20 protein-coding genes are annotated in these 17,330 nt (G+C 65.0%); 1 reads left to right on the top strand and 19 read right to left on the bottom strand.

Annotated features, from left to right (window positions below; translation table 11 throughout):
- Positions 1-2 precede the first annotated feature (2 nt).
- Together AC6H0N_RS04170 and AC6H0N_RS04165 are read right to left on the bottom strand one after the other, a co-directional pair.
- A complete protein-coding gene (locus AC6H0N_RS04170) occupies positions 3-320 on the bottom strand; it encodes a type II toxin-antitoxin system RelE/ParE family toxin (protein ID WP_497572797.1) in 318 nt (105 codons plus the stop codon).
- 103 nt (positions 321-423) lie between these two features.
- Positions 424-981 (bottom strand): membrane lipoprotein lipid attachment site-containing protein, encoded by a 558-nt coding sequence (locus AC6H0N_RS04165; protein WP_497572796.1) that lies wholly within the window; start codon positions 979-981, stop codon positions 424-426.
- 421 nt (positions 982-1,402) lie between these two features.
- Here AC6H0N_RS04165 and AC6H0N_RS04160 point away from each other — a divergent pair, with 421 nt between their 5' ends.
- The gene (locus AC6H0N_RS04160) at positions 1,403-2,047 is read left to right on the top strand and encodes a peroxiredoxin (RefSeq protein ID WP_497572795.1); all 645 of its coding nucleotides are present in this window, start codon (positions 1,403-1,405) and stop codon (positions 2,045-2,047) included.
- A 137-nt stretch (positions 2,048-2,184) separates the two neighbouring features.
- Here AC6H0N_RS04160 and AC6H0N_RS04155 read toward each other — a convergent pair whose 3' ends face one another.
- The 17 genes from AC6H0N_RS04155 to AC6H0N_RS04075 all read right to left on the bottom strand — a co-directional run bounded on the left by AC6H0N_RS04155 (position 2,185) and on the right by AC6H0N_RS04075 (position 17,266).
- Entirely contained in the window at positions 2,185-2,520 is a 336-nt protein-coding gene (locus AC6H0N_RS04155; protein WP_497572794.1) for a hypothetical protein, read from the bottom strand.
- 78 nt (positions 2,521-2,598) lie between these two features.
- Positions 2,599-2,892 (bottom strand): helix-turn-helix domain-containing protein, encoded by a 294-nt coding sequence (locus AC6H0N_RS04150; RefSeq protein ID WP_497572793.1) that lies wholly within the window; start codon positions 2,890-2,892, stop codon positions 2,599-2,601.
- Positions 2,893-2,942: 50 nt separating this feature from the next.
- Positions 2,943-3,332, bottom strand: a complete 390-nt coding sequence (locus AC6H0N_RS04145) for a type II toxin-antitoxin system VapC family toxin (RefSeq protein ID WP_497572792.1) — start codon at positions 3,330-3,332, stop codon at positions 2,943-2,945.
- Positions 3,332-3,544, bottom strand: a complete 213-nt coding sequence (locus AC6H0N_RS04140; RefSeq protein ID WP_497572791.1) for an AbrB/MazE/SpoVT family DNA-binding domain-containing protein — start codon at positions 3,542-3,544, stop codon at positions 3,332-3,334. Before AC6H0N_RS04140 ends, AC6H0N_RS04145 begins: the two co-directional genes overlap by 1 nt.
- A gap of 417 nt (positions 3,545-3,961) precedes the next feature.
- A complete protein-coding gene (locus AC6H0N_RS04135; protein ID WP_497572790.1) occupies positions 3,962-4,762 on the bottom strand; it encodes a molybdate ABC transporter substrate-binding protein in 801 nt (266 codons plus the stop codon).
- Positions 4,763-4,931: 169 nt separating this feature from the next.
- Complete coding sequence (locus AC6H0N_RS04130) at positions 4,932-5,252, bottom strand: hypothetical protein (RefSeq protein ID WP_497572789.1); 321 nt, start codon at positions 5,250-5,252, stop codon at positions 4,932-4,934.
- A 155-nt stretch (positions 5,253-5,407) separates the two neighbouring features.
- A complete protein-coding gene (gene pmrG / locus AC6H0N_RS04125; RefSeq protein ID WP_497572788.1) occupies positions 5,408-6,103 on the bottom strand; it encodes a lipopolysaccharide core heptose(II)-phosphate phosphatase PmrG in 696 nt (231 codons plus the stop codon).
- A gap of 161 nt (positions 6,104-6,264) precedes the next feature.
- Complete coding sequence (locus AC6H0N_RS04120) at positions 6,265-7,251, bottom strand: methyltransferase (RefSeq protein ID WP_497572787.1); 987 nt, start codon at positions 7,249-7,251, stop codon at positions 6,265-6,267.
- On the bottom strand, positions 7,248-8,669 hold the full coding sequence (locus tag AC6H0N_RS04115; RefSeq protein WP_497572786.1) for an iron-containing redox enzyme family protein: 1,422 nt from the start codon (positions 8,667-8,669) through the stop codon (positions 7,248-7,250). The genes AC6H0N_RS04120 and AC6H0N_RS04115 overlap by 4 nt, the downstream gene beginning before the upstream one ends.
- 119 nt (positions 8,670-8,788) lie before the next feature.
- Positions 8,789-9,196 (bottom strand): VOC family protein, encoded by a 408-nt coding sequence (locus tag AC6H0N_RS04110; protein WP_497572785.1) that lies wholly within the window; start codon positions 9,194-9,196, stop codon positions 8,789-8,791.
- Between the two features lie 23 nt (positions 9,197-9,219).
- Complete coding sequence (locus AC6H0N_RS04105; RefSeq protein ID WP_497572784.1) at positions 9,220-9,651, bottom strand: YqaA family protein; 432 nt, start codon at positions 9,649-9,651, stop codon at positions 9,220-9,222.
- Positions 9,652-9,897: 246 nt separating this feature from the next.
- Positions 9,898-10,215: a hypothetical protein gene (locus AC6H0N_RS04100; RefSeq protein WP_497572783.1), complete on the bottom strand. Its 318-nt coding sequence runs from the start codon at positions 10,213-10,215 to the stop codon at positions 9,898-9,900.
- 284 nt (positions 10,216-10,499) lie between these two features.
- Positions 10,500-11,024, bottom strand: coding sequence for a peptide deformylase (def, locus tag AC6H0N_RS04095; protein WP_497572782.1), 525 nt, complete (start codon positions 11,022-11,024; stop codon positions 10,500-10,502).
- A gap of 46 nt (positions 11,025-11,070) precedes the next feature.
- Positions 11,071-11,835, bottom strand: a complete 765-nt coding sequence (locus AC6H0N_RS04090) for a 2-keto-4-pentenoate hydratase (RefSeq protein ID WP_497572781.1) — start codon at positions 11,833-11,835, stop codon at positions 11,071-11,073.
- Between the two features lie 97 nt (positions 11,836-11,932).
- A complete protein-coding gene (locus tag AC6H0N_RS04085) occupies positions 11,933-13,450 on the bottom strand; it encodes a malonate--CoA ligase (RefSeq protein ID WP_497572780.1) in 1,518 nt (505 codons plus the stop codon).
- 85 nt (positions 13,451-13,535) lie between these two features.
- Positions 13,536-16,577 (bottom strand): FAD-binding and (Fe-S)-binding domain-containing protein, encoded by a 3,042-nt coding sequence (locus tag AC6H0N_RS04080; RefSeq protein ID WP_497572779.1) that lies wholly within the window; start codon positions 16,575-16,577, stop codon positions 13,536-13,538.
- Complete coding sequence (locus tag AC6H0N_RS04075; protein ID WP_497572778.1) at positions 16,574-17,266, bottom strand: GntR family transcriptional regulator; 693 nt, start codon at positions 17,264-17,266, stop codon at positions 16,574-16,576. The genes AC6H0N_RS04080 and AC6H0N_RS04075 overlap by 4 nt, the downstream gene beginning before the upstream one ends.
- Positions 17,267-17,330: the final 64 nt, after the last annotated feature.

Below are 17,330 nucleotides of genomic sequence, written 5' to 3'. Positions count from 1 at the left end.
GTTCATTCTCCGATCGACTTGTAGCGCCGGGCGGCGAGGTCGATGTCTGACTTGGATGTTTTCTGCGTTTTCTTCTGGAAGGCGTGGAGCACATAAACCGCACCGGCCAGCCTGGCAACGTAGATCACGCGGAAGGCGCCGTGAATATCCCTGTAGCGAATCTCATACGCTCCAGCGCCAACTGTTCTCATGGGTTTGAAGTCGCGTGGCTCGCCGCCGTACTGGAGCGTCATCAGTTCGAGGCCCAGCGCGTGCCGCACGGGAGCCGGCATGCTGCGAAGGTCATCCAGGCTGGAGCCGACAAAACGGAGCGGCTTCATACGGAAACTATGCCAGTACTTGCATGGCTATACAAGTACTGGCATGTCTGCGCTGCGTGCCAAGAGGCATCGCTGGCGTTGGTCCAAGCCGGCCCGGCCACTGTTAGCGCCCGGCGATGAGTTGTAGATACATGGACTTCGCACCTGAGGCGATCACAGAGGGCTGATACAACACCGCCGAACTGCCGTCCTTCGCATGGATGGTGAACTTGAAGACGAACGTTGAATGGCCTTTTTCGTAGAGCCAGGGGACGACCTCTCGCGTCATCGGCAGAGGGGGCATGCGCCCCGTCCATCCTTTGTTTTTGAGCGCCGGAGTCCGGTCTTCCACCACCCTCTCCAATTCTCCGTTGGTGGTAACGACTTCGATCGTCACGGATGCCAGCTCGATGGCGCTTTTGGCGGTCAAGCCGAACCCCCAAACCAGTTTGGATTCGGCCGGATTGCCCTTTTTGACCGAGGCGCTGAATCCGGCAAATTCGATCTTGTAGTGCTCGTTCTCGGCCGGCAGTGCGCCTGCTCGGGTCACAGGCAGACTGATCGTCTTGCCGGCGTCCACCTTGAAAGTCGCCTGATGCACCGTATGGCCCATGTACTTTGGCCCGGTTGCGCAGCCAGCCAGGATTGCCAGAGCCAGAATGGCGAAGAAAATGCGCTTCATTGTTACTCCCGTGAATGGTCAAGACCAGGATCGCGCTGGACGCCGAGCAAGGGCTCAGAGCAAGTGCGAAAATCCTGCGACAGTATGCCGTACGCGTTATCCGTGAAGGCGTAGAAATGCGTATCGAATACTTGGGGGCTGGAGAAGGGTGAGCGCAGGGAGTGGTTGGTGTCGTGGGTGGTGAAGATCACGCCGAGGCCCTCACCCTTGATCCGGCGCGCGTCGTCGTCCCCGCTGCGGAACCACCCGCCGATCACGTTGCCGGAGCTTTACCGGCGGGCCATGTGGATGGCCGTATGGGGCTGTGGCCCCGGCCGCAACGTGAACGTCTGCAGTCCGCCCGCCGCGCTGCCCTTCACGAACCCGCCGGAGCGCAGGCCCACGTCGGCCTGACCGGCCACACTGTTACAGGAGCACCATCATGAGCATTCATCTCGGCGACATCGCCCCCGATTTTGAGCAGGATTCCACCGAAGGCACCATTCGTTTCCACGAGTGGCTGGGTGACAGTTGGGCCGTGCTGTTTTCGCACCCGGCCGACTTCACGCCGGTGTGCACCACGGAACTGGGCCAGACCGCAAAGCTGCGCGACGAATTCGCGCGCCGCGGCGTGAAGGCCATTGCGCTGTCGGTCGACCCGGTGGAATCGCACCGCGGCTGGATTGGCGACATCAACGACACGCAGGGCACCGAGGTGAACTTTCCGATCATCGCGGACGCCGACCGCAAGGTGTCGCAGCTCTACGACTTCATCCACCCCAACGCCAGCGCCACGGCCACTGTGCGCTCGCTGCTGATCATTGATCCGGCCAAGAAGGTGCGCCTGATCATCACCTACCCTGCGAGCACGGGGCGCAACTTTGACGAGGTTCTGCGTGTTATCGACTCACTGCAGCTCACCGACAACCACGCTGCCGCCACGCCGGCCAACTGGCGTCCAGGTGACGATGTGGTGATCGTGCCGTCGCTGAAGGACGAGGACGAGATCAAGCGCCGCTTCCCCAAAGGCTACAAGGCGCTGCGCCCGTATCTGCGCATGACGCCGGATCCGCGCAACAAGGACTGACGGGCGGGGCGGATAACCGCGAAGGCTCGAGACAACGATGGGCGCCCGGCATAGTCGGGCGCCCATTTTTCATCCGTGAAAAGCTCGCGCGCCACGGCTTTGCCAGGCGTCGTCGGCTGGAACGAACGGCACGGAATCTATCTGGCCAGAAGATAGATGCTGAGAAGCGTGGACAGCCCGGAAAGCCCCAAGGCAATGACGAGCAGGGCCTTGTAGGTCGCAACCTGTTTCCTCGCCTCTTCGGCGGCCATCTCGATGCCCTGGATGGCCTGCTGCAGCTTTTCAGCCAGCACATGAATCGACTCGGCGTTCTGTGTGGCGGCTGCCTGAAGCTCCTCGATCTGTTGGGCCACTACCGGCGCGCTCTTGGCAGTATCAGCGGGTTTGGAGGTGAATGCGGGAATCGCGGCGGTTGCGATCTGCGCCAGATAAGGCGCAACGGCTTTGATGATCGGGAAAATTGCGACGGCCATGAAGCCCCCCGTTGGTTGAGGTAATCCTTAGGTGTGGCTTGGAGCACAAAACTGCCGGAAAGCTCCGCGATCCGTCTTTCAGGCCGTCAGCCGCAACTCCGGATGCAACCCCGCCCTGGACGCCAACGTCAGCAGCATGTCGAGGCTGAGGTCCTCCGCCTTGCCTTCGATGAGCCGCGAGACGCAGGGCGGGGTAATGCCGAGCTGACGCGCGGCTTCGGCCTGCGTCCAGCCGCGCTCCTTCAGGTGCTGGGCGGTACGGATCATTACTTCGGTGCGCAGCTTCATGACATGGGCTTCTGCGGCATCGAAACCGAGATCAAGAAAGACGTTGCCGCTGCTTTCGGTGATGCGGGTGTCGTTGTCCTGCATGGCTGAGCCTTTAGTCGTCCTGCAGCGCTGGCAGGGAGCAGGTTTCGCTTTCACGCGGTCTTGGCATACAGCGTCACATCCGGCAGGTCCTTGAAGTGCGCATCGCAAGTCATCAACCGCGCGCCCTGGTGGCGCGCTGTCGCGTAAACGATGGCGTCGGCGGTGGCCAATCCGTATTCCCGGTGGAAGTCAGCAGCAAGCAGGGCAAGGGTCGTGTCCAGCGGCACGACCACGCACTGCATGGTGTAGGCGATGACCTGATCGGCCTGGTCTTCTCCGACTTCGCGCACCATCCATTTCGACAGTTCAAGCTGGACGATGGTCGGGACGATGCACTGCGCCTTGTCCGGGAAGTGCTTGCCCAGCTCCTTGCCGAGCGCGCTACCCGTGAGCCATTCGATCCAGGCGGAGGTGTCGACCACGCATGGCCTGGAGGCCATCAGAAGCGGTCCTCGCGGTCGCGGTAGTCGGCCTTGTTTGCGCCACGCGCGATGCCGGCGAGTTGTTCCAGTTCCGGTACCGGCATGACGAGCACGCCCTTACCCTTTGGGATGAACACGAACTCCTGCCCGGCCTCCCAGTGCTGCTCTTCACGCACAGCCTTGGGGATGGAAATCTGGAATTTGCTTGAGAGGGTGGCGGAGGCCGACATCTTCGTACTCTTTATCGATCGTTCAATGAACCGTAAGAATAGACTGTGTTGTTGTGCGTTGCCATGATTGGGTGGAAACCAAATAGGGGGTGCAGAGTGGAGTACGGCGCGGCTACTCCCTCCTCTTCAAGGGGAGGGTCGGGGTGGGGATGGGTTTCGATTGGCGCCAACACAGTAACCCATCCCCCTCCCAACCTCCCCCTTGACGGGGGAGGAGCGGCGCTCACGTACTTGATCCCCGAGTAATGGCTTGTCGTGCTGGCCCCTCACTCCGCCACGAAGAACGCCTGCTCATGCGCCGTATCTCGCAGCGCGGCTACCTTCGTCCCGTATATCCCCGCCAGCGCCTCGGCCGTAAGCACCTCTCCGGCCGCCCCATCCGCCAGCGCGCGCACCCGGGCGGGGTTCAACAACCCGTCAGATGGCTCCGAATCCATGACGCTTGAACACCTGCTGCGCGGCCGGCGACCGGATGTAGTCAGCCAGCGCCTTGGCGGAATCGGGCGCGCCGTCGCGCACGCTCATGCCGTAGGTCGCGCCCACCGACAGTTCCGCGGGAATCTCGACGATCTGCAGCTTCGGCAGTTCTTTCTGCGCGGCGACGGCGTTGGTGCAGTAGGTCAGGAAGACGTCCGCTTTGCCCTCATCCATCACCCAGGCGTACGGGTTGCGCCCTGCCGGCGCCTTGGCCGAGTCCGGCCCGCCGGTGAGCTTGAGCGCCTTGGCGTCGAGCGCCTTGAACGAGCCGGCGCGCACTTTCTCGGCCTTCTCGAACAGCGCCCAGGCGTAGTCGCCGGAGGGGTCGGCTTTGGGTGTGGAGGTGCCGAGCCTGGTGGCGGGGTCGAGCATGACGTCGAGCAGACTGGCGCTGTCCACCTTCACTTCCGGCTGCGCCATTGCGCACAGGTTGTTGTGCGTGAACACCACCGGCGCGCTCCAGCCGCCAGCGTCGGCCAGCGTCTTGGGATGCTTCATGTTGGCGGAGGCGAAGACCTGAGCCGCTTCGCCCTTCTCGATGCGCTCACGCAGCAGGCCGGACGGCCCAAAGCTGCCGCTGACGGCCTGGCCGGTCTCGGCGGTGAAGTCTTTGGACACTTCGGTCAGCACCGCCTTCAGGCTGCCGGCTGCGAACAGCGAGACTTCGGGTTTGGCTTGAGCCAGGACGGCGCCGGAATGCAGGCAGGCGGCCAGCGCGCAGGTGAGCAGTGCGGGATTCATCGTTTTCTCCGTTGGAAACAGAGGGCCGATGCTAAGCGCGCCTATGCACAGGGGCCATAAGGGCAAGTACGAAATGAAATGGCGTGCATAGGGGAGAAGGCCTGGCGGAAACACATTCGCCAGCCCGCGCGGGGCACGCTCGCCGCGTTTGCCAAGAGCATTGTTGGGCTCAGTGTCGGATCACCAGGCGCTGCCACACTTTCCGCCCCCACGCTTCGAGCCGGTCCAGCAGCAGCGCCAGCCCTTTGGATCGCGCCGCGAGTAGCGCAAGGCCGGGAATCCACAGCAGAAAACCCGGAACGCCGGGCGGAATCGAAAGCGCCACGCCGCAGACGATCAGCAGCAGGCCGGCGATGACGGCCCCCAGCGTTGCCCACGGCAGGCGCTGCGCGTCTTCCTTGCGCTTGCTGCGTTCGTAGTAATCGACAAATCGGTGGCCGGGTTCGCCATTCTTGATGGCTTGAAATTCCAGCTTGAGCTTCTGTAGCAATTGCGAATCCGTTATTGAGCTGATGAGCGGAAGCGCAGTGGCCGCAAGCCCGCATGGCACGGGCTGGTCATCGCAGTTGCTCAGTTCGGGCTGAGCAGCGCGGCGCTATGGGCAGTGCTGAAAGCAGGCCGCGTGCCCGCATCTGCTCGTGCGGCTCAGGGGCCGAGCGTGACTTTCCAGTCTTCAACATCGAGAAACCCCAGCACCTGCAGCTTCTTGCTGGTGTCGTCTTCCGCCACGATCAGCGCGGTGCCGTAGTCCGGCGTGTCGTCGTCATACCCCAGCTCTGCCTGGAATGCCTGCATGCATCCGCTGTGGGTCACGAGAATCAGATTGCGGCCTTGCGCCTTGCGCTGTTTGACGCCTTCGAGCATCTGCTCCTTGCACTCGTACAACCAGTGTTGATCTTGCTCGGCGCGACTGAATACGACCTGCGAGGTCTGCGCCGTACGCGCGAGCGGGCTGTTCGAAATGTCGGTGTTCGCCAGGCCGAGCCGGTGGAATGCCTTGCCCAGCTCATGGCCGTCCTGCACGGCGCGCAGGGTGATGCCGCTCTTGTCCCCGTGCAGGCAGGGCACGTCGGCACGATCACAGCGTTCGAGGTGGCGAAGCAGCACGATCACGTCGCCTTCCTGCCACTCGGACAGCAGCCGCGGCGCCATTGTTTGCTTGTCTTCCGACAGGTCTTCCACCGACGGCGGCTGGGCCAGAAGCACGCCACCGTAAACCACCAGAGCCGCAGGTATCAGCAGTACTGCCTTGCGCCTGCACCAACTTGCTAGCTTCTGTGGGCGCGTGGGTTGCTTGCATTGGTCGGCTGCTTCACCTGCGCCGTCCGGACGATCAATCATGTTGCTGATCCTTGTTTGTCTGCTGTCTGGTGCTGCTCTTGCGCAGCTTTATTTGCCTGCGCCACGGGGGCGCAGTTCGGGCGGGGCGACCCCGCGAATACTGGGAGGGCGGCATTACATCGGTGTTACGGGCGTGGACTCCGGAGACAGGGGTTTTTCTATCAAGCGCGCACGCGCGGGCGAGTCACTTGCAGCAAGACCGCCGCAATGCGTTCGACGCCAGCGTAGGTTTCGCCTTCAAGCTCTTCGCCGAAGACGTCGGGGTCGAGCTCGCGATACGCCCACTGCGCGCCGCGCAAGGCATGCCGCTCGCGCAAGGCAGCGGCGAATGGATCGGCTGCGCCCGGCATCGCCACGCCGGTGTACAGCAGCAGGCTGCCGCCCGGAGCGAGGCGCGGCACCGCGGCATCCACGATGGCCAGCGACAGTCCGGCGCCGAGCTCGCCGCCGCCATGGCGGTAGCTGCGTGCGTCCGGATCGAGCATGTAGGGCGGGTTGGCGACGATGAGGTCGAAGGCGCCGGAAACCTCCGTCATGAGGTCGCTGTAGCGCAGGCCGACGTTGTCGGCGCCGGCAAAAACGGCGTTCACGCTGGCCAGCCGCAGGGCGGACAGATTGATGTCGGTGCCGGTGACTTCCGCGCGGGGGCGCAGGCGCGCAATGGTCAGCGCGCCAGGGCCGGCGCCGCAGCCGATGTCGAGCGCGCGCTTTACGGGGCCGTCGTGACTGAGCAGGTGGGCTTCGATGGCCGAGGCAAAGCGGTAGCTGTCGGGGCCGAAGAACACTGCATCGGCCTGCGCGGTGGGGAAGGCGGAATGCAGCAGCAGGCTGTCGCCCAATGTGGAGGCACGCACCACGCTGCGCCAGCCGTCCTCGCACGGCACTACCACGCCGGCTTCGCGCAGCGATTCGAACACGGCTGTCGGCAGAAGATCCGGCGCAAACGGCCGGCTCCAGCCAAAGGCGTCGCGCAGATCGGCCCGCTGCGGCGGTGCGCGCCGAAGCACGCGCTGGTGGGTAGCGGGCGTCGGGGTGACGAAGTGGTAGTCGGCCTGCCGCAAACTCGCGAGCAAGCCGAGCAAAGCCGGTGCCGCGGTCGAGAAGGCTTCGCCGTCGGGTGCGGTGAAACTGCTGTCGCGCACGTTCATGGGCGGGCCGCTCCCAGAGTTTCGCTGAACAGCCGGGTGGCGAACAGGCCGGCGGCGGTGTGGTGGAGGCTCGGCGACATCATGCGCGGCAAGGCATCCAGCAGGCTTGCGCAGTCCGTGCACTCGGCCAACCGCTGTTCCAATTGCGGCTCTGCGTCGGTGGCTGGCGGCATCGGCTGCTCGGGGGGCTGCCCACGCGTGCGTCGCAGTCGCTCCCTCTGACGGAAGCTGCGTCGCGGCGTGCCCGTGGAGTCGGCAGAGTCATCGGCAATCCAGTCTTCAAGCAGCTGCACCTCGTACGGCGAGAACACCCCGAACATCTCGGCGCGCTCACCCTGAATCAGTTGCCAGAATCGGCTCTCCGACGGTGCTTCTCCGCGCCGGATCCAGCCCCGTCGCTGCAGCGCATCCAGAAACGCCGGGATGTCATTGCTGTCGCTCAACCACTGGCTCACGCTGCGCCCTTCAATGCGGCAGTAGTCGGAATGGACGTAACGGCCGACGGCGCTCTTGTCGGTCAGGACCCGGACCAGCTCAGCTTCGAGATCAAAGCTGCGGATCACCGATTCGCTGCCCGCGCCGAGTGAGTTGAGGCGGTATCCGAGGCGCACTCGGCGCAGGAAGTCTTCGCGCCCGACCCCCGTCGGGGCAATGTGCTCGACGGCCTGCACGGCCTTGCGCGCATGGCCGTTGACGGCGTTGTCGATGGTCACGTGCAAGGTGAAGTAGTAGGGGTCTATGCCCAGCTCGTCGAGCTCATAGGCGCTTACCAACAGATGCAATGGCAATTGCTCGTAGCCCAGGTTGAAGCCGATCACCTCTGGCAGAAAGTCGTCCGCAAGGTAGGCAAGGCTGAGCTGGATCGCGCCCTGCGTGTATTCCGCCGCAGTGCGCCCGCCCTCCCAGTCATCGCAGCCCACACTCGCCAGAAGCTTGCGGTAGAGCGCCACATGGTTGAGATCGGCGCTGCCATCGCCCAACTCTTCGAGATAGGTTCGAATCAGCGGCAGGTAGTCTGGATTGCGCCAGTGGCGGAGCAGGCCATACAGCCAGGCGCCGTCGACCAGTTTGGTCGGCGCCACGCCGCGCAGAAAGTGCATGGCGTGGGAGCGGCTCGAGAAGTAGCGGCGCGGGCCGCCGGCCGCACGCGTGTCCAGGTACGCGCGATACGCGTCGCCCACCTCTTCGAGCCGGCCGGTCAGCCAGTCTTCCGAAGGGGCGCCGGAGTCGGGCAGGTCGTCCTCGACGTCGTCGGCTTCGCGCAGCCGATCCGTCAGAAAGCGCCGCGCCACGGGCACGGCGCTCTCACGCAGGCGCGCGTCGAGCAGAGCCAGGTAGAGCGCATGCACCTCGTCGACAGCCTGCGTCGGTCGATCAAACGAGGTATCCCTGGTGCTGAGAAAGTCACGAAGCATCATGAAGGCAGGTTCAGCCGGAACGATAACGGGACCAGCTTTCCACGAAGCGCACGGCCGGGACAACGCGGGGGGTGTTACGTGTTGTGTCCGCCCGCCCGTGGCACGCGCCGGGCATATCGCTAGCTGCTGGCGATTTCGTCGTAGCCCTTGCCCAGAAACTGAATCAGGCAGAAGCCGTGACCGAACGGATCCGCCATCAGCGCGAGCCTGCCCCAATTGAAGGTCTCGATCGGTTTCTCCAGCGTTGCGCCGGCGGACATTGCCTTTTCCAATGCGACTTCGATATCACTTACGACGAAATCGAGGTGGATCGGGCTCCAGTGGCGCAGGTAGTGGCGCGTCTGCGCCGTGCGCTCGGACGGTGAGCTGCCCTCGGGCTTTGACAGCAGGTAGATGGACGACGAGGCGCCGACCAGCTCCGTAACGTCCGGGCCCAGACGCCGGCCGACCGAGAGGTCGAAGGCGCTGCAGTAGAAGGTCGTGGCTTCGCCGAGATCGTCGACGTCAATGTTGACCAGAATTTTCATCGAAGGCTCCTTATGTTGCCGACTCAGCCGAGCACGCCCAGCATGATGCCGGCCACCACCAGATACCGGCCAAGCTTGGCGACGAAGACGATCAGCACAAAGCTCCACAGCGGTTCGCGCAGCACGCCGGCGATCACCGTGAGCGGGTCGCCGATGAACGGCGCCCAGCTCATCAGCAGCGACCAACGGCCCCAGCGGTGATACATGCGCTGAAAGCGGTCGAGTTGCGATTCGCGCAGCGGAAACCAGCGGCGGTGGCGGAAATGTTCGATGTAGCGGCCGAGCAGCCAGTTGATGATCGAGCCCAGGACGTTGCCGGTGGTGGCCACCGCGATCAGCGCCCACACCGGATGGTCGCCCAGCGAGAGCAGGCCGGCGAGCACGACTTCCGACTGCATGGGCAGCATGGTCGCGGCGACAAGTGCGGACAGGAACAGGCCGAGGTAGGCGGTCATCAGGTGTCAGTGCCCATGGCGGCGGGAGACATGCGGACGGCGCGGGCGCTTGTGTTGGTCATGGCGGTCACGTCCGACCTGAATGGCTCGCAGATCAAAGCGCGGTGGCGCAGCAGATGGAGCCATTCGCGCCAGGCCTTCGGGTAGGTCTGCAGGGTGGGATGCGTTCTTTGCCCTTGAGGGCCGCGCACCTTGCCGACAGCACTGCAGACCCACGCGACCGGCCAGTGCAATTGGCGACAGGTCCTAGGGCTTGTGCCCTTTGCCATCGCGGCTCATATCATTCTTGAGCTGAGTGCCGCGGCGCTGCACATCCTGATCTGCCTCCGCTTCCTCGCGAATGGCATTGCCCTCAGGCGTGTCCTCGTTGCCAAACGCGCCGTAAGCATCCCCTTCGCGCGTGAGTCGGGACGCGGGGCGGTACAACTCCGCCTCGGTCTGCTCGGGAGCCGGTGAGCCCGTTTTCCGGGGCTGCGCGAGTGCCGAGTCGCGATCGTTCGTGTCAGGGGTCTCGGGCGAGTTCTTCTTGTGGCCTTCAGTCGGCCGGGAATCCTTTGCGGTCATCTGATAGATCTCCTGAAATGCCGGCACGGGCAGCACGTCGTAGCCGGCGCGCGTGACAGCGTTGCGAGTGTGCGTGGGCGTGGCACAAACGTTTGTGCGCTCTCGTACCCAGGCGAGCCGGGAAGCAATGCTTGCGAGGCTGATTGATGGTACCCGCATGGCCAGCGCCAGGAGCCCGCGCAGGACGAGGTTTTACAAGGGCTTACGCCAGCGCCTGTTCGCACTTGCCCGGCGGGCGCGCTTTCAAGCCGGCCCCCGGACGGAGCCGCACTGTAAGCTTGCGCTTACGGCGTCACGGCCGGAAACAGCACGTCGGTAAAGCCGAACTGGCTCATGTCGCGGATGCGCATGGGGTAGAGCATGCCGATCAGGTGGTCGCATTCGTGCTGCACGACGCGGGCGTGGAAGCCGTCCACCGTGCGGTCGATGGCTTCGCCCTGCGGGGTGAAGCCGGTGTAGCGGATGTGCGTGTGGCGCGGCACCAGGCCGCGCATGCCGGGCACCGACAGGCAGCCTTCCCAGCCGTCTTCCAGCTCGTCGGACAGCGGCGTGATGACCGGGTTGAGCAGGATGGTCTGCGGCACCGGTTCTGCGTCGGGGTAACGCTCGCTGCGCTCGAAACCCATGATTACCAGCTGCAGGCCGACGCCGATCTGCGGTGCGGCCAGCCCGACACCGCCGGCGTCGGCCATGGTGTCGAACATGTCGGCGATGAGTTCGTGCAGTTCGGGCGTGTCGAACTCGGTGATCGGTTCGGCGGGCACCAGCAGGCGCGGATCGCCCATCTTCAGTATCGGTCGTACGGCCATTGGGTCTCCAGCGGCCCGGACCGTGCCGGGCCGTATTGCGGTGGGCTTATTGCGGGCCGATGTCCATCTCGACAAAGCCGAGGCCGGGGAAGTCGGCGCGCAGCGCTTCGCCACCGCTGACGAAGAGCATGCCGGTGCAGCTGCCGGTGGTGACGAACTGACCCTTGCGCAGGCCGCCGCAGCGGATTGCGACGTGGTTGGCGAGCCAATGCACGAGCCGGAAGATGTCACCCGCGGGGTTGCCGCCGGTCTTCTCGACCCAGCGTTCGCCGTCGACGTCGAGTTGCGCGCGTTGTTGGGTCTGGTCCAGCCCGATGAGGTCGGGACGGCCATCGCCATAGACGAAGGCGCCGTTGCCGAAGGCGTCGGTGGCGAGGATGACGCGGCTCTGGTGCGCGTGCGTCATCAGGCGATAGGTCACGATCTCGAAGGCCGGGTGCACGGTGTCGATCGCCGCGAGCACCTCTTCATAGGTGTAGGGGCGGCCGAGCGGCGGCAGATCCTGCTTCATGCGCACCGCGATCTCGCATTCGATGCCGCATTTGTCGGCGGTGTAGGCCGGCATGCGATGGCCCGAGGCGTGCACCAGCGAGGCCGGCATCGGCGCGCAGGTGGGTTCGGCGCCGGGTTCCTTGGCGCCGACTTTCCAGCCGCCGACCGGGCCGAGCGCCTCGGATACGGCGTCCTGAATGGCATAGGCCTCGGCAAAGTCGGTCGGCTCGCAACCGGGCGGCAGTGATTTCAGCAGCGTGCCGGCGGCACGTGCGTCGAGCAGCGCCTGTGCGGCGCGTTGGATGGCTTGCTTGTCCATGGCTCCTCTCCCTGCCGGTGGTCCGGCTTAGTGACGCTTCGGGTTGCCGGCGATTCGACCGCTTGAACGGTTGGTCACCGGTGACCTTCGACGCCTGTTAATCAAGCTGTCGTGCGAAGGTGTCGCGAAGCAGATTCTTCTGCACCTTGCCCATCGTATTCCTCGGAAGCTCCGGAAGGAAGAACACTCTCTTGGGTACCTTGAATCCGGCCAGTTCTGCCTTGAGAAGAGCCACCACTGCGGCTTCGTCGATTTTGGCGCCCGGCTCGGGCACGATCACGGCGGTCACGGATTCACCGAAATCCGGATGCGGCAGACCGATCACGGCGGATTCGCGCACGCCCTCGATTTCGTCGATCCAGCTTTCGATCTCTTTCGGATACACGTTGTAGCCGCCGGTGATGATGAGGTCCTTCGAGCGGCCGACCAGATGCACATAGTCGCGCTCGTCGATCAGGCCGAGGTCGCCAGTGCGGAAGAAGCCGTCGGCGGTGAATTCCTCGGCGGTCTTCTCGGGCATGCGCCAGTAGCCGGGGAAGATGTTGGGGCCGCGCACCTGCACGTGGCCGGTTTCACCCTGCGGCAGCGACTGGTCGTCGTTGCCGACGATGCGCAGCTCCACTCCCGGCAGCGGGTAGCCGACGGTGCCGGCGCGGCGCTCGCCGTCATACGGGTTGGAGGTCAGCATCACGGTTTCGGTCATGCCGTAACGCTCCAGGATGGCCTGGCCGGTGCGGCGTTCGAACTCGCGGTGGGTTTCGGCCAGCAGCGGGGCGGAACCCGCCACGAACAGACGCATGTGGGAGGTCAGTTCGCGGTTGAACTCGGGCTGTTCGAGCAGGCGCGTGTACAGCGTCGGAACGCCCATGAAAACGGAGGCGCGCGGCAGCAGCTCGATCACGCGGTGGGCATCGAAACGCGGCTGCCACAGCATCAGGCTGCCGTTGAGCAGCGAGCAGTGGCAGGCCACGAACAGACCATGGGCGTGGAAGATCGGCAGCACGTGCAGCACAACGTCGCCGGGCACGAAGCCCCAGTACTTGTGCAGCGTCTGCGCGTTCGAGGCGAGGTTGCGGTGCGTCAGCATCGCGCCCTTGGAGCGGCCGGTGGTGCCGGAGGTGTACAGGATGCAGGCCAGATCGTCGTCGCCGCGCTGCACCGTGTCGAACAGCTCGGACATCGTCGAGGCGCGCTCGGGCGCCGTACCGTTGCCGTGGTCGCCCAGCGTCAGCACGGTGGGGTTGCCGGCCTCGGCCGAGATGTCGAGGAAGAGGTCTTCGTGCGAGGGGCTGCACACCACCATGCGCGGCTCGGCGTCGGTCAGGAAGTAGGCCAGTTCCTTGCGCTGATAGGCCGAGTTGAGCGGCACGAAGATGGCGCCGGCGCGCAGGCAGGCCAGATACAGGAACAGCGCTTCGGGCGATTTGTCGATCTGCACCACGACGCGATCGCCCGGCATGACGCCGTGCGAGGCGATCAGGTTGGCGTAACGCGCACTCGCCCGGTCGAGTTCGGCGTAGGTGAATACGGCACCGGTCTCGGTCTCCAGCGCGGGGGCGTCGGGCGATTCGGGAAAGCCGCTTTTAAGCGTCAGATACAGGTTCTTGTTTTGCATTTCGTCGAAGTTCGCGTGTGTTCCGGGGTGCGAAGTATCTGCCGCCCGCGCCGCCGTGGTCAAACCGGCGCGGGCGGCGGACGCGTCAGTTCAGGTGATCCGCCAGCACCACCGCCACATGCAGGGCCTCGCGCTGTGCGCCGTCGGCGATCTGGTGGCGGCAACTCGTACCGTCGGCGACGATGATGGCGTCCGGCGCCGAGCGCACCGCCGGCAGCAGCGACAGTTCGGCCATTTTCATCGACGCGTCGTAGTGCGAGGCCTCGTAGCCGAAGGCGCCGGCCATGCCGCAGCACGATGATTCGATCAGTTCCGGCTTGGCGTCGGGAATCAGGCGCAGCACTTCGAGCACCGGTGCCACCGCGGCGAAGGCCTTCTGGTGGCAGTGGCCGTGCACCTTGATGGGCTGGGTCGCAGGGCGCAGATCCAGCGCAAAGCGGCCGGCCTTGGCCTCTGCCGCGATGAATTCCTCGAACAGTTGCGCGCGCGCGGCCACCGTTCGGGCCTTGTCGCCAAAGCCCATGACCAGCATCTCGTCACGCAAGGACAGCAGACAGGACGGCTCCAGGCCGACGATGGCCAGCCCCTTCTCGGCAAACGGCAGCATCGCCTCGAGCAGCTCGGAGGCCTTGTCGCGGGCCTCGTCCATCATGCCGGCGGCCATATAGGTGCGGCCGCAGCACAGATTGCGCTCGCCCGTGCCGCGCGCGGCATGCACCTTGTAGCCGGCGGCCTGCAGCACGCCCACCGCCGCGATGGCGTTTTCGGAGTCGAGGAAGCCGTTGAAGGTGTCGACGAACAGCACCACGCCCTTGTCGGCCATCAGCACTTCTTCGCGACTGGCCAGGCGCAGCTTGCGGGCGTCGCGCCAGAAGGTGTCGCGGCGCCATCTGGGCAGGCTGCGGCGGGCCGACAGGCCAAGCAGCTTTTCGCTCAGCGTGGCGAAGCCGGGAATGATGTCGCGCAGGTTGAACAGCCACGGCAGCTTGCTGGCCAGGCCGGCGTAGGCCGGCACGTGGGCAATGAGCTTGTCCTTGAGTGACACGCCGTAGCGGCGGGCGCGATGGGCCTGCACCTCGTATTTCATCTTGGCCATGTCGACGCCGGTCGGGCAGTCGCGCTTGCAGCCCTTGCAGCCGACGCACAGATCCATGGCTTCTTTCACCAGATCGCCGGTCAGCGCGTCTTCGCCGAGCTTGCCGGAGAGCGCCATGCGCAGGGTGTTGGCGCGGCCGCGCGTGAGGTGCATCTCGTCGCGCGTGACGCGATAACTCGGGCACATGGTGCCGGCGTCGAACTTGCGGCAGTGGCCGTTGTTGTTGCACATCTCGACGGCCTTGGCGAAGCCGTGCGTGGTGTCGCCGCCGGTGCCGGGGGCGGTGGTCTCTTCGGTGACGGCGTCGTTCTGCACGTCCCATGCCGACCAGTCGAACACGGGTTTCAGTTCGATGGTGCGGTAGCTCGGCGGATAGCGGAACAGGCTGTCGTCCGTCATCTTCGGCGGATCGATGATCTTGCCGGGGTTGAGCAGATTGCCCGGGTCGAGATGTTGCTTGAGCGCGCGGAAGGCGTCGTTGATCTTCGGGCCGAACTGCCACTCGATCCACTCGCCACGGCACAGTCCGTCGCCGTGCTCGCCGCTGTAGGCGCCCTTGTACTTGCGCACCAGCGCGGCGGCTTCCTCGGCAATCGCGCGCATCTTCGAGGCGCCGTCGCGGCGCATGTCGAGAATGGGGCGCACGTGCAGCGTGCCGACCGAGGCGTGGGCGTACCAGGTGCCGCGCGAGCCGTACTTGGCGAAAACTTCGGTGAGCCCGTCGGTGTACTCGGCCAGATGTTCCAGCGGCACCGCACAGTCCTCGATGAAGGACACCGGTTTGCCGTCGCCCTTGAGGCTCATCATGATGTTCAGGCCGGCCTTGCGCACTTCCCACAGCGCTTTTTGCGCGCCTTCTTCGGGCATTTCGACGACGCTGCCGGGCAGGCCCAGATCGCCCATCAGCTCGACCAGTTGCGCCAGTTGGTTGAGCAGCGCGGCACGGTCGTCGCCGGCGAATTCGACCAGCAGGATGGCGTCCGGCTTGCCGATCAACGCGGTTTCGATGACCGGGCGGAAGGCCGGGTTGGCCGTGGCCAGCTCGATCATGGTGCGGTCGACCAGTTCCACCGCGGTCGGCCCCAGCTTGACGATGTGCTGGGCCGAATCCATGGCCTTGTGGAAGGTCGGGAAGTTCACCACGCCGAGCACCTTGGACTTGGCCAGCGGCGAGAGCTTGAGCTTGAGGCTCCTGGTGACCGACAGCGTGCCTTCCGAGCCGATCAGCAGGTGCGCGAGGTTCACGCTGCCATCGGTGGTGTAGGGCTTCTCGCTCATCGGATGAAAGATGTCGAGGTTGTAGCCCGCCACGCGGCGCATCACGCGCGGCCACATGGCGTCGATGTCGGGGTGCAACGTATCGACCAGACCGCGCACGGTTTCGGCCAGCGCGCGCTCCTTCGCGCCGAGACCATCGACCGGGCCGAGCGACAGCTCCGAGCCGTCGGCCAGCCAGGCATTCACGCCCAGCACGTTGTGCACCATGTTGCCGTAGGCAATCGAGCGGCTGCCGCAGGAGTTGTTGCCGGCCATGCCGCCGAGCGTGGCCTGCGCGGAGGTGGACACATCCACCGGATACCACAGGCCGTGCGGCTTCAACTGCGCGTTGAGGTGGTCGAGCACGATGCCGGGTTCGACTTCGACCGTGCCGGCCTCGACGTCGAAATCCAGCACCTTGCGCAGGTACTTGGTGTTGTCGATGACCAGCCCCGCGCCGACGGTCTGGCCGCATTGCGAGGTGCCGCCGCCGCGCGAGGTGATCGGCACCTTCAGGTCGCGCGCAATGTCGATGGCCGCGGCCACGTCCTGCGTGCTTTTCGGCACGAACACGCCGGTCGGCATGATCTGGTAGATCGACGCATCGGTGGCATAGCGGCCGCGCGAAGCGGGGTCGAACAGGACTTCGCCGGTGGTTTCGCGCGCCAGTCGACGCGCCAGTTCGGCCGCTTCCGGCGCACCGCGTCGTGCAACTTCGGCAGCGCCGGCGTCGGCGTTGTCATGCGTGACGGCGAGCGGCAGAGGCTTGTTCATGCGTTTTCCTTCCTCGACTGGTTCAGGCGGCCGGAGCGCATCAGTTCGATCACCGTGTCGCGTTTGACCAGCAGGTGCGTGATGAGCAGCTTGCGCAGCCCCTCGGCATCGCGGGCAGCCAGCATGTCGACCATCTGCTCGTGCTCGACCAACGCCTGATCCCACTTGGCGCCGTCGAGGTTCGAGCGGAAGCGCAGCACCTGCAGGCGCGCATTGACGTTGCGCCAGGTCTGGGCCAGCACCGGGTTGCGTGCGGCGGCGTTGATGCGTTCGTGGATGGCGGCGTTGAGGCGGTAATACGTCGGCAGATCGCGTCGCGCATGGGCGGCGCACATCTCGAAGTGCAGCGCGCGGATCTCGGACAGCTCTTCGGCCGTGATGCGCTGCGCGGCCAGTTCGCCGGACAGGCCTTCGAGGCCGGCAATGACCTCAAAGGTGTCGCTGACGTCTTCCTCGTCGAGCTGGGCAACGACCGCACCGCGGTTCGGCAGCAGCTCGACCAGCCCTTCGGCGGCGAGCATCTTGATGGCTTCGCGCAAAGGGGTGCGCGAGACATCCATGACCTCGCACAGCTCGCGTTCGTTGAGCTTGGCGCCGGGGGGCATGTCGCCCTCGATGATGCGCTGACGCAGCCGATTCACCACCTCCTGGTGTAGTGACTGGCGCGGGATGGAGACGATGTTATTCATGGTCGTCCGTAGGTTTGTATGCAAAACATGGGGTGGGTGCAGGGCCATTATAGCCAACGAAAAG

It is taken from the genome of Pseudazoarcus sp. NS34 (assembly GCF_059703725.1).
The sequence above is the reverse complement of the archived record's forward strand: the minus strand, read 5'-3'. Positions and strand labels throughout refer to the sequence as shown.

Bases quoted from the DNA above. Each gene is read 5' to 3' on its own strand.
- AC6H0N_RS04170 (WP_497572797.1), bottom strand. From the start codon at position 320: ATGAAGCCGCTCCGTTTTGTCGGCTCCAGCCTGGATGACCTTCGCAGC.
- AC6H0N_RS04165 (WP_497572796.1), bottom strand. From the start codon at position 981: ATGAAGCGCATTTTCTTCGCCATTCTGGCTCTGGCAATCCTGGCTGGC.
- AC6H0N_RS04160 (WP_497572795.1), top strand. From the start codon at position 1,403: ATGAGCATTCATCTCGGCGACATCGCCCCCGATTTTGAGCAGGATTCC.
- AC6H0N_RS04155 (WP_497572794.1), bottom strand. From the start codon at position 2,520: ATGGCCGTCGCAATTTTCCCGATCATCAAAGCCGTTGCGCCTTATCTG.
- AC6H0N_RS04150 (WP_497572793.1), bottom strand. From the start codon at position 2,892: ATGCAGGACAACGACACCCGCATCACCGAAAGCAGCGGCAACGTCTTT.
- AC6H0N_RS04145 (WP_497572792.1), bottom strand. From the start codon at position 3,332: ATGGCCTCCAGGCCATGCGTGGTCGACACCTCCGCCTGGATCGAATGG.
- AC6H0N_RS04140 (WP_497572791.1), bottom strand. From the start codon at position 3,544: ATGTCGGCCTCCGCCACCCTCTCAAGCAAATTCCAGATTTCCATCCCC.
- AC6H0N_RS04135 (WP_497572790.1), bottom strand. From the start codon at position 4,762: ATGAATCCCGCACTGCTCACCTGCGCGCTGGCCGCCTGCCTGCATTCC.
- pmrG (WP_497572788.1), bottom strand. From the start codon at position 6,103: ATGATTGATCGTCCGGACGGCGCAGGTGAAGCAGCCGACCAATGCAAG.
- AC6H0N_RS04120 (WP_497572787.1), bottom strand. From the start codon at position 7,251: ATGAACGTGCGCGACAGCAGTTTCACCGCACCCGACGGCGAAGCCTTC.
- AC6H0N_RS04115 (WP_497572786.1), bottom strand. From the start codon at position 8,669: ATGATGCTTCGTGACTTTCTCAGCACCAGGGATACCTCGTTTGATCGA.
- AC6H0N_RS04110 (WP_497572785.1), bottom strand. From the start codon at position 9,196: ATGAAAATTCTGGTCAACATTGACGTCGACGATCTCGGCGAAGCCACG.
- AC6H0N_RS04105 (WP_497572784.1), bottom strand. From the start codon at position 9,651: ATGACCGCCTACCTCGGCCTGTTCCTGTCCGCACTTGTCGCCGCGACC.
- AC6H0N_RS04100 (WP_497572783.1), bottom strand. From the start codon at position 10,215: ATGACCGCAAAGGATTCCCGGCCGACTGAAGGCCACAAGAAGAACTCG.
- def (WP_497572782.1), bottom strand. From the start codon at position 11,024: ATGGCCGTACGACCGATACTGAAGATGGGCGATCCGCGCCTGCTGGTG.
- AC6H0N_RS04090 (WP_497572781.1), bottom strand. From the start codon at position 11,835: ATGGACAAGCAAGCCATCCAACGCGCCGCACAGGCGCTGCTCGACGCA.
- AC6H0N_RS04085 (WP_497572780.1), bottom strand. From the start codon at position 13,450: ATGCAAAACAAGAACCTGTATCTGACGCTTAAAAGCGGCTTTCCCGAA.
- AC6H0N_RS04080 (WP_497572779.1), bottom strand. From the start codon at position 16,577: ATGAACAAGCCTCTGCCGCTCGCCGTCACGCATGACAACGCCGACGCC.
- AC6H0N_RS04075 (WP_497572778.1), bottom strand. From the start codon at position 17,266: ATGAATAACATCGTCTCCATCCCGCGCCAGTCACTACACCAGGAGGTG.